General features: G+C 59.7%; 8 protein-coding genes. 3 read left to right on the forward strand and 5 right to left on the reverse strand.

The window, feature by feature from the left end:
* Nucleotides 1-404: 404 nt before the first annotated feature.
* From tolC to ACLHZ1_RS19935, 5 genes are all read right to left on the reverse strand, one after another.
* Nucleotides 405-1730 (reverse strand): outer membrane channel protein TolC, encoded by a 1326-nt coding sequence (tolC, locus tag ACLHZ1_RS19915; protein WP_171275262.1) that lies wholly within the window; start codon nucleotides 1728-1730, stop codon nucleotides 405-407.
* Nucleotides 1731-1866: 136 nt separating this feature from the next.
* Nucleotides 1867-2334 (reverse strand): copper-binding protein, encoded by a 468-nt coding sequence (locus ACLHZ1_RS19920; protein WP_171275263.1) that lies wholly within the window; start codon nucleotides 2332-2334, stop codon nucleotides 1867-1869.
* 61 nt (nucleotides 2335-2395) lie between these two features.
* Nucleotides 2396-5524 carry an efflux RND transporter permease subunit gene (locus tag ACLHZ1_RS19925; RefSeq protein WP_171275264.1) on the reverse strand — a complete coding sequence of 1043 codons (3129 nt, stop codon included), beginning with the start codon at nucleotides 5522-5524 and terminating at the stop codon, nucleotides 2396-2398.
* Nucleotides 5521-7062 carry an efflux RND transporter periplasmic adaptor subunit gene (locus ACLHZ1_RS19930; RefSeq protein WP_171275265.1) on the reverse strand — a complete coding sequence of 514 codons (1542 nt, stop codon included), beginning with the start codon at nucleotides 7060-7062 and terminating at the stop codon, nucleotides 5521-5523. The genes ACLHZ1_RS19925 and ACLHZ1_RS19930 overlap by 4 nt, the downstream gene beginning before the upstream one ends.
* Before the next feature lie 264 nt (nucleotides 7063-7326).
* Entirely contained in the window at nucleotides 7327-7782 is a 456-nt protein-coding gene (locus ACLHZ1_RS19935; protein ID WP_171275266.1) for a hypothetical protein, read from the reverse strand.
* Nucleotides 7783-8103: 321 nt separating this feature from the next.
* Between ACLHZ1_RS19935 and ACLHZ1_RS19940 the strand changes: the two genes are divergently transcribed.
* From ACLHZ1_RS19940 to dsbB, 3 genes are all read left to right on the forward strand, one after another.
* Nucleotides 8104-8427, forward strand: a complete 324-nt coding sequence (locus tag ACLHZ1_RS19940; protein ID WP_171275267.1) for a hypothetical protein — start codon at nucleotides 8104-8106, stop codon at nucleotides 8425-8427.
* Nucleotides 8428-8471: 44 nt separating this feature from the next.
* Nucleotides 8472-8903: a DUF411 domain-containing protein gene (locus tag ACLHZ1_RS19945; RefSeq protein WP_171275268.1), complete on the forward strand. Its 432-nt coding sequence runs from the start codon at nucleotides 8472-8474 to the stop codon at nucleotides 8901-8903.
* 320 nt (nucleotides 8904-9223) lie between these two features.
* Entirely contained in the window at nucleotides 9224-9745 is a 522-nt protein-coding gene (gene dsbB / locus ACLHZ1_RS19950; protein ID WP_171275269.1) for a disulfide bond formation protein DsbB, read from the forward strand.
* The last annotated feature ends 127 nt before the right edge of the window (nucleotides 9746-9872 follow it).

Genomic DNA, 9872 nt, shown 5'->3' on the forward strand with positions numbered 1-9872 from the left:
CTGGTCTGACGGCGCTTACTGCTGAATTCACTGTCGGCGAAGGTAAGTTGATGACTCATGATGAACCCTGTTCCATGGCTCCAGATGACAAACATGATCTCATATCAGGGACTTGTTCGCACCTTCCCTAGGGGCTGTATCACGTAGCGTGTTCAACTGCCGTTCGAGCATGAGAAGTGGTTCGACTTTTTGGTGGATGCAACCGATCAGCACCATACCGAGCGAGCGGCAATGGCACATGAAGTTGAGCTGCATCAGGTACACTTCTGAATCTTCCTTCCCTTACCACATCGCTGACATAAAAAAGCGATGTCCCGCAGAGTTATCGACAAACGAGCTGGTACGGATGACAGAGAGGTGACCTTGCTGTCACCTCTCTGTATGGGTTCCTGTGTTGCCAGGGATTAAGATTTGGTGGCGGCCCGCACCACGGGCATCAGCCCCAGGTTGATATCTTCCAGATCCTTTTGCTCCAGTACACCGGCGGCCTGCTTGAGGGAGAGGATGCCGAGGATGTAGTTGTAGCGCGACTCGGAAAGTTTCTGTTTAGCCTCGTACAGCTTGCGGGTGGCACCCAGCACGTCGACGATGGTACGGGTGCCCACCTCGTAACCAGCCTCGGTTGCCTTCAAGGCACTGTCGGCAGAGATGACCGACTGGCTGTAGGCGCGCACCGAGCCGATGCTGGCGTTCACGTTGTTGTAGGAGGAACGCACCGTACTCTGCACCGTGCGGAAACTGCGCTCCAGCTGTTCGCTGGCGGCCACATAGTTGAACTGCGCCTGCTTGACTTGGGAGTCGATGGCACCGCCGGTGTAGAGCGGCATGTTGAAGTTCAGACCGATATTACCCTGGCTGTTGTTATTATCCCGGCCCTGGATCTCGTCCTTGTAGTCGTTGTAACCGGCGGTGACCCCGGCATTCAGGTCCACGGTCAGATCGTGCCCCGTCTTGGCCAGATCGATCTGTTCCTTGGCAATATCTTTGCCGATGCGGGCGTTATGCAGCTCCAAATTCTTATCCAGCGCCAGCGCCAGCCATTTGTCAGAGTTGAACGCGGTCTGCTGCGGGGTGAAGCGCTCGGTATTGAGTACGTCCAGCTGGCGGTGATCAATACCGGTCAACTCGCGCAGGCTCTCGTAGCTGTTGTCCAGGGTGTTTTCGGCATTTATCTCGTCTGCCAGCGCCTGGTCGCGCTCGGCCTCGGCCTCATGCACGTCCGTAATGGCGGTCAGACCCACGGCGAAACGCTGTTGAGTTTGTTCCAGCTGGCGCCCGACTGCCGCCTTGTTAGCGCTGACGAACTCCAGGACATCCATCGCATTGAGCACATCGAAATAGGCCTGAGCGGTGCGCAGCATCAGGTTCTGGATCTCGAGATTGTAGGCCACGTCGAACTGGGTGGCACTCTTCTCGGTCAGGTCAAGGTTGACCCAGTTGCTGCGACGGTAGACAGACTGATCCAGCGTGACGGAGCCCTGGGCATTGCTATTGGTCATCGTATCGTCAGATTGCTTCAAATAGCCCAAGCCAGCCCCCAGATTGATCTGTGGCAATAGCGCAGCACGTGATTCATTAATCTTTTCGAAGGCTTGATCCCGCGTCGCTTTGGATTCAAGCAGTTGAGTATCTTTGCTCTGCGCCTGTTGGTAAATATCGAGCAGGTTTTCGGCATGGGCGCCTGCGCTCACGCCCAGCATCACCATGACTGACAAGAGTGTTCTTTTCATAGATCGTTTTAAACCCAAAACTGTCCACTGGATGAAGGAGGTGGATTGCCACCAATTACACTTGATGTCAGCTAAATCACTCTGGCGGGAAGATTCCCCCCCGCCGTTTGAGTTTCTGTGAGTCAGCCTCGGCCCATCACTGCTTTTGCAGATGGGTCAGGGTCAGCTTGCTGCCCTGATCCTCGGCCTGAAAGCTCACAGCATCCCCAACCTTCATATCCTTGAGCTGGGCGGGGTCGGCCAAGTTGAACACCATGGTCATGGCGGGCATGTTGAGGGTGGTGTTTTCCTCGTGCTTGATCCCCACTTTTTGGTTGACCTCGTCGATGCGAGTGATGGTCCCTTTGGTCATCCCCATCTGGGTCATGTCACCCTCCATCTTGCCACTTTTCATCGCAGCCATATCGTGGCCTTCCATCGCAGCCATATCGTGGCCCTCCATCGCAGCCATATCGTGGCCTTCCATCGCAGCCATATCGTGGCCCTTCATCGCAGCCATATCGTGGCCCTTCATCGCAGCCATATCGTGGCCCTCATGAGCCTGGGCCAGACCGGTGGTAGCGAGGCCAAGCAGCAGGGTCATTGCCAATGTCTTGTGGTTCATAAAATATTCCTTCTCGTTAGTTCGGTTAATTCAGTTAATTCGGGTTGGTAGTGAAATCGGGTTATTCGGCGCGATCGTCAAGGGCCTTGTCCAGGCCACGGCGGCGCCACAGATAGAAGGCCGCAGGCAGCACCAGCAGGGTCAGCACCAGGGCGCTCACCATGCCGCCTATCATGGGTGCGGCGATGCGCTGCATTATCTCGGAGCCGGTACCGTGGCTCCACATGATGGGCAGCAGGCCGGCGATGATGGTGACTACAGTCATCATCTTGGGACGCAGGCGCAGGGCGGCGCCCTGGATGACGGCCCGGTGCAGCCCGGCCTGGTCAGGTTTGCCCTCTGCCAGCAGGTCATCCCAGGCGTGGTTGAGGTAGACCAGCATCAGTACGCCGGTCTCCACCGCCACCCCGGCCAGGGCGATGAATCCTACCCCCACCCCCACCGACATGTTGAAGTCGAGCAGCCAGACGGTCCAGATCCCCCCTACGACGGCGAGTGGCAGGGTGGTGAGGATCAGCAGCACCTCCTGAAAACGGCGAAACGCCAGATAGAGCAGCAGTACGATGATGGCGAAGGTGAGCGGTACCACGTAGGCGAGGCGCGCCTTGGCTCGCTCCATGTATTCGTACTGACCGGACCAGTTGAGGGCATAGCCTGCTGGCAGCACCAGTTGCTTCTCCACCTGGGCCTTGGCATCGGCCACGAAGGAGCCGATATCGCGGCCCCGGATATCCACGTAGATCCAGCCGTTGAGGCGGGAGTTCTCGCTGCGCAGCATGGGGGCCTCATCGCTGATGTAGACCTTGGCCACGTCCGCCAGGGCGATGCGCTCCCCCATGGGGGTCACCAGCGGCAGCAGTTCCAGGCTCGCCACCGAATTGCGGTAGCTCTGGGGGTAGCGCAAGTTGATGGGATAGCGCTCACGTCCCTCGATGGTCTGACCCACGTCCATGCCGCCGACCGCAGTCGCCAGCACCGCCTGCACATCGGCGATGTTGAGGCCGTAGCGGGCCGCCTTGAGCCGGTCGATGTCCACCTTGACGTAGCGGCCACCGGCCACCCGCTCGGCATAGACCGAGGCTGCCCCTTCCACCTTGCCGACGATCTGCTCCAACTGCTGGCCGATCTTCTGGATCACCTTGAGGTCCGGTCCCGCCACCTTGATGCCGACCGGGGTCTTGATGCCGGTCGCCAGCATGTCGATGCGGGTCTTGATGGGAGGCACCCAGGCGTTGGTGAGGCCGGGGAACTGGATGAGAGTGTTGAGCTCTTCTTTGAGCTTCTCCGGGGTCATGCCGGGGCGCCACTCCTCCTTCGGCTTGAGCTGGATGGTTGTCTCCATCATCACCAGATCGGCCGGATCGGTGGCGCTGTCGGCGCGGCCCGCCTTGCCGAACACACTCTTCACCTCGGGCACGGTGCGGATCAGCTTGTCGGTCTGTTGCAGGATCTCCCGCGCCTTGCCGACCGAAACGTTGGCCGCCGTGGTGGGCATGTACAATATGTCCCCTTCATCCAGCGGCGGTATGAACTCGGAGCCGAGGTAGCGCAGCGGCCAGAAGCCGACGATGGTCACCGCCAGTGCCAGCAGCAGGGTGGTTTTGGGGCGCGCCAACACGGCGTTGAGCAGTGGGATATAGCCCTGACTCAGCCAGCGGTTAAGGGGGTTGGCTTGCTCCGCCAGCACCTTGCCGCGGATAAAGTAGCCCATGATGACGGGAACGAGCGTGATGGAGAGCCCGGCCGCCGCCGCCATGGCATAGGTCTTGGTGAAGGCGAGCGGATGGAACATGCGTCCCTCCTGCGCCTCCAGTGCGAACACCGGCAGGAAGCTCATGGTGATGATGAGCAGAGAGAAGAAGATGGCGGGGCCCACCTCGATGCTCGCCTGGGCTATCACCTGCCAGCGGTTCTTGTCCGTCAGCTCGGTGCGCTCCATGTGCTTGTGGACGTTCTCTATCATCACGATGGCACCATCCACCATGGCGCCGATGGCGATGGCGATGCCACCGAGGGACATGATATTGGCGTTGATCCCCTGCATGTGCATGACGATGAAGGCCACCAGGATGGCGATGGGCAGGGTGATGACCACCACCAGCGACGAGCGCAGGTGGAACAGGAAGGCGAGGCAGACCAGCACCACCACGGCGAACTCTTCCAGCAGCTTGCCGGAGAGGTTGTCGATGGCGCGCTGGATCAGATCGGAGCGGTCGTAAACGGTGACCAGCTCCACCCCCTCCGGCAGGCTGCTCTTGAGCTGGGCCAGCCTGGCCTTGACCCCGTCGATGGTGCGCTGGGCATTCTCGCCATAACGCATGACGATGATGCCGCCTACCACCTCCCCTTCGCCGTTGAGCTCAGCGATACCGCGCCGCCCCTGAGGACCGGTGACCACATCGGCCACATCGCCGAGCAGCAGCGGGGCACCACGCACCAGGGTGCCGAGCGGGATCTGTTGCAAGTCCTTGACGCTCTTGAGGTAACCGTTGGAGCGCACCATGTATTCGGCTTCCGCCAACTCGATGACGGAGGCGCCGGTCTCCTGGTTGCCTTGCTCGATGGCGGTTTGGATAAGTGACAGTGGGATGCCGTAGGCGCGCAATTTATCGGGATCGACCCGCACCTGATACTGGCGCACCATGCCGCCCACGGTCGCCACCTCGGAGACCCCTTCCACCGTCTGCAACTCGTACTTGAGGAACCAGTTTTGCAGGGAGGTGAGCTCGCTCAGGTCATGCTTGCCGGTTTTGTCTACCAGCGCGTACTGGTAGACCCAGCCCACCCCGGTGGCATCGGGGCCGAGCTGGGGCCGGGCCGAAGGGGGCATGCTCGGGGCCACCTGACTCAGGTACTCCAGCACCCGGGCGCGGGCCCAGTAAAGATCCGTGTCGTCATCGAACAGCACATAGACGAAGGAGTCGCCGAAGAAGGAGTAGCCGCGCACCGTGGTGGCACCCGGCACCGCCAGCAGGGCGGTGGTGAGTGGGTAGGTGACCTGATCCTCCACCACCTGGGGCGCCTGGCCGGGGTAGGAGGTCTTGATGATCACCTGCACGTCGGAGAGATCCGGCAGGGCGTCCACCGGGGTCTGCTTGACCGACCAGAGCCCCCAGGCGGTCAGCATGACGGTCAGCAGCAGCACCATAAAGCGGTTGCCGATGGACCAGCGAATGATGGAAGGGATCATGGCTTGTCCCCCATCTGGTGCTGGCTATGGTCCATGCCTTCCATGCCTTCCATGCCTTTCATGTCTTTCATGTCATCCTTGGGCGCTGCCGGTTTCTCAGCATGCGTGGCCGCTTTTTCGACATGGATATTGATGATGCGATACTCATCTCCCTCCTGTTCCATCTGCAAATGCAGGGTCTGGCCCGGTGCGAGCTGGGTCATATCGACGCTATCTGCCACGCCAAAATCCATCTCCATGGCGGGCCATTGCCACTCGGGGATGGCCTGGTGGGCGACGCTCAGGGTGCGACTCTTGGGATCCACCGCCTGCACCTCACCTTGGGTCCACACCTGCATGGGGCGTACCGCCGTCATGCGCTGGAAGTCGGAGTCGATACTGGATTCCGAATCGAGCAGGAACTGGGCCGAGCTGGCAATGCTGTCGCCCGGCTCGACCCCATCCACGATGGCTATCTTGTCACCAAACTGGGGGCCCAGGGTGACCGCCACCGACTTGAAGCTGCCATCGCCCAGCGCCAGCACCAGCCGGTCCTGACTGCCGGTGCGGATCACCGCTTCACTCGGGACCAGCATGTGCGGCTCTCCCTTGCCGCTGCGAATGCTCACCTTGGCGAACATGTTGGGTTTCAAGAACTCATCAGTGTTGTCGAAGCGCAGCCTCACCTTGAGGGTGCGGGTGGCGGCATCCAGGGTGGGGTAGAGGTAATCCACCTTGCCCTGCCAGCGCCGGCCGGGGGCGTAATCCAGGGTCATGGTCACCGGATCGCCCACTTTCAACTGGCCAGCCTGGCGCTCGAACACTTCCGCGCTCACCCACACCTGCTGCAGGGTGCTGATATTGAACAGGGCGGCGGCGGGCTCCACATACTGGCCCTCGCGCACCTTGAGCTCGGAGACATAACCGCTGCTCGGGGCGTAGATGCTGATCGTTTCACGGACCTGACGGGTGCGCTTGAGGGCGGCTATCTGGTCCGCCGGTACTTGCAGGGACTTGAGCTTACCCTCGGCGGCGCGCAGCAGCAGCGGGTTGCTGGTGTTGAGCGCCAGCAGGTATTCGTGCTGGGCATTGACCAGATCCGGGGCGTAGAGCTCATAGATCAGGCTCCCCTTTGTCACTTTCTGCCCCTCGCTCTTGATGGCGAGGGTGCGGATCCAGCCTGCCATGCGGGCGTTAATGGCCTCCAGCCGGTCTTCGTCATAGCCGACATAGCCCACCGTCTCGATCTGATGGTGGATGGGCAAGCGCTCCACCTTGGCGAGCCGGACCCCCAGGTTTTGCTGGATCTCGGGGCTGATGGTGACGGTGCCGGGGGAGCCGGTTTTCTGCTCCTCATAGACGGGGATAAAGTCCATCCCCATGTTGTCCTTGGCCGGGGCGTCGCGCTTGTCGCGGGGATCCATGGGGTTGACCCAGTAGAGAGGGGCTTTTTCTGTGGCTTTTGTGGCACCGCTTCCGATGCCCTGTGTGGCCGCCCAGTAGCCGCCACCGGCGCCGAGGGTGAGCAGCAGCGCGGACAATAGCAGGGTCTTGCTCATGACAGGCCTCCGATACGGATGGAGTGGGTGGCAATGGCGCAGGACTGCGCGGCATCATTATGTGCGGTAGATGACATGGTACAGCTTCTCTTCTATCGGGTACCGCGCTGGAGACGGTGCCGCTGGCGAGCGCATCGGTTGAGTCGGGCGATCGCAGCAGGCAGGGTCGGGCGGCAGAGGGGCACGGCCACTGACAGGGTCAGCAGGCACGCGGCTATTCAGGCAAGGTCCAGCCTTGCCCTAAACTCGCAGGAGACGTGTTTTCTAGTGGCGCAGCACCGACAGCATCAGATGCCGTCGGGGCCAGGAGAGGGGATGGGTACCGCGTGTGCGCAGGAAGGGATCCCGCAGCCAGTTATCCAGCAAGATGCTCGCCGCACCCGGCAGGGGCAGCAGTAGCAGGGGGAGGACAAGCAGAGTCAGCAGTGTTACCAACTGCGACAGGCCAGCGCCGCCAGGCGAGGCAAGGCCGTCTTGCCCCGGGCATGCTTGGCTCGTGGCATTCTGTGGCGCGCCATCGTCGGGCGTGCTCATGGTCATGTTGTGGCAGGAAGACATCTGCATGCTGGAGTGGTCAGTTGCGTCAACCCCGATGCTCGCAGTGGCAAGCCCAGCGCCGAACAGACCGAGCCAGCTAACACAGAGGGTCAGATTGCAGACGAGCATCAGCGCCAGCAATAGCCGGGCGATCTGTTCTGTATGCAATCTTGCTGACAACATGGCCAACTCCTGATGACGAGTCCTTAACTCTAAACTATCCCTTTTGGGAAGGTCAAGACCGGAGCGCAAGCAGCGGAGGGATCTGTGATCCCCATTCCCATGATGGCTAAGCCAGACCAAAATGTTGTTTTTATTGTGCTTGCTGTAAAAAGGGGGCAGCCCTTTAACTGGACGGGGCAGGCTGATCCGCAGGCGAGTAGGCTCACCACCTACCGCCAAGGCAGGTCCAAATGGGGCGTGAACGAAGCAGAGGTACGAAGGCTTGACCCTTGCTCAGGATCGGGTTTAATGTATACCTCTTTTTGGCTAATGAGCCCTGTTATGATGCTGTCCCCCCGCCAATGCGCTCGCGCCCGTCGTTGGCTCCCGCTGTGGAGTCTGCTGCTGGTGTTGATGTCGTTTGGTAGCTGGGCGGCGACCGATCTCTGTAATCTTGACAGCCATTGCAGCCAAGCCGAGCGTACTTTGGAGAAGGCCATGCCCTGCGGCAGCTTTACTGCGGCGCTCGCCATGACTGTGCTGAACAGCGACGGCCTGACAGTTTCCATACTGGAACCGGACAGGCCGCTGTTTGTCACACCCTCCCCGTTTATGCCGGGTGCGCCGCCAGCGCGGCTGGAGCGTCCTCCCCGTCAGCCCGGTTAAGTCGAATCCCTGTTTTTTAGCATTCTTCTTATCCGAGGTTAGTCATGTATAAATCCCTGTTGCTGGCCCTGATGGCCGGTGTTGTCAGCTTTTCTGCCCTGGCCGCAGAGCAGATGACCGTTTACAAATCCCAATATTGTGGCTGCTGCAAAGCCTGGGTCAAACATCTGGAAGGTAACGGCTTTGAGGTCAAGGTCATCGAAACCGAGCAGCTCCAACCCATCAAAGAGAAGTACGGTATCACCCCCAAGCTGGCTTCCTGCCATACCGGGGTAGTGAACGGCTATGTGGTGGAGGGGCATGTCCCCGCCGTCGACGTGCACAAGCTGCTCCAAGAGAAACCGGCAATCCACGGCCTGACTGCTCCGGGTATGCCCCAGAGCGCACCAGGGATGGGTACTCCCGGCCAGCCCTATGAGGTGCTGAGCATCGATAATGAGGGCTCGACCAAGACTTGGTCGAGCTACCCCGGATAAGGCAACCTGACCATGAGCCGACACTACACCATCATGTGAGGCACACCTGAGCGAACCCGTGTAGCTCATGGTCAGACAAGGGGTCGCCATTTCGTGATGGCGGCCTGTTTTCGCTGTTTTGGGGCGAATGATAGGGTAATTCACCAATATTCAGAGGCATTCAAAAGTAGAGATCAGGTGGCCCGCATCAAGTACTGTTTGGCTGTGCAACCACCCGGCACTATTCCTGCACATCATCGATACAACGGGGTCTGTATGGGTATTTTTTCTTTGCGCTCTGATCTAATTCCGCCACTGTTTTTTTCTGTGAGATTAATCAGATGATAGAGTTTCTGCGCAGCATTGCTGCTCATCGGCTAGCCTGGGGTCTGCTAGCCGCCTCCGCCTTGCTCCTCGAGCTATGTGCCCTCTTCTTTCAGCATGTGTTGGGGTTACACCCCTGTGTCATGTGTATCTATGAGCGGATCGCCCTGCTGGGTGTGCTCTCTGCCGGTCTGCTCGGTATGGTTGCGCCGCAGCGCTGGTATCTGCGCTGGAGCGCCTTGCTGCTGTGGGGTTATAGCGCCTTCCGTGGCCTGCAACTGGCCTTGCAGCATGTGGACTATCAGATGAACCCCTCCCCATTCAACGTCTGTAGCCCCTATGCCAACTTCCCGAGCTGGGCACCGCTCGATCACTGGATACCCTGGCTGTTCTTCCCGGATGGCGACTGTAGCGAGATCAGTTGGCAGTTCCTCGGATTCTCCATGCCCCAATGGTTAGTGGTTATTTTTGCTGCCTATCTGCTGGTATTTGTAGTGGTGGCCATCGGCAATCTGGTCAAGGGCCGCTGTTGCAGCTAAGGAAGGTGCGAATAAGCGGGGAAATTCTTCTCGGCTGACTCAGTCATTTCATTTCTTCATGTTTGAGCCGATTTTTTCTCCCGTACATGCCTTGAATCAGCCTACTTAGACCGTTTCTTCGCCATTT

Source organism: Aeromonas sobria, assembly GCF_050266975.1.
In the GTDB taxonomy this organism is placed as follows: domain Bacteria; phylum Pseudomonadota; class Gammaproteobacteria; order Enterobacterales; family Aeromonadaceae; genus Aeromonas; species Aeromonas sobria_B.

Coding starts and splice junctions, on each gene's coding strand:
- tolC (WP_171275262.1), bottom strand. CDS start 1,730: ATGAAAAGAACACTCTTGTCAGTCATGGTGATGCTGGGCGTGAGCGCA.
- ACLHZ1_RS19920 (WP_171275263.1), bottom strand. CDS start 2,334: ATGAACCACAAGACATTGGCAATGACCCTGCTGCTTGGCCTCGCTACC.
- ACLHZ1_RS19940 (WP_171275267.1), top strand. CDS start 8,104: ATGATGCTGTCCCCCCGCCAATGCGCTCGCGCCCGTCGTTGGCTCCCG.
- ACLHZ1_RS19925 (WP_171275264.1), bottom strand. CDS start 5,524: ATGATCCCTTCCATCATTCGCTGGTCCATCGGCAACCGCTTTATGGTG.
- ACLHZ1_RS19935 (WP_171275266.1), bottom strand. CDS start 7,782: ATGTTGTCAGCAAGATTGCATACAGAACAGATCGCCCGGCTATTGCTG.
- ACLHZ1_RS19930 (WP_171275265.1), bottom strand. CDS start 7,062: ATGAGCAAGACCCTGCTATTGTCCGCGCTGCTGCTCACCCTCGGCGCC.
- ACLHZ1_RS19945 (WP_171275268.1), top strand. CDS start 8,472: ATGTATAAATCCCTGTTGCTGGCCCTGATGGCCGGTGTTGTCAGCTTT.
- dsbB (WP_171275269.1), top strand. CDS start 9,224: ATGATAGAGTTTCTGCGCAGCATTGCTGCTCATCGGCTAGCCTGGGGT.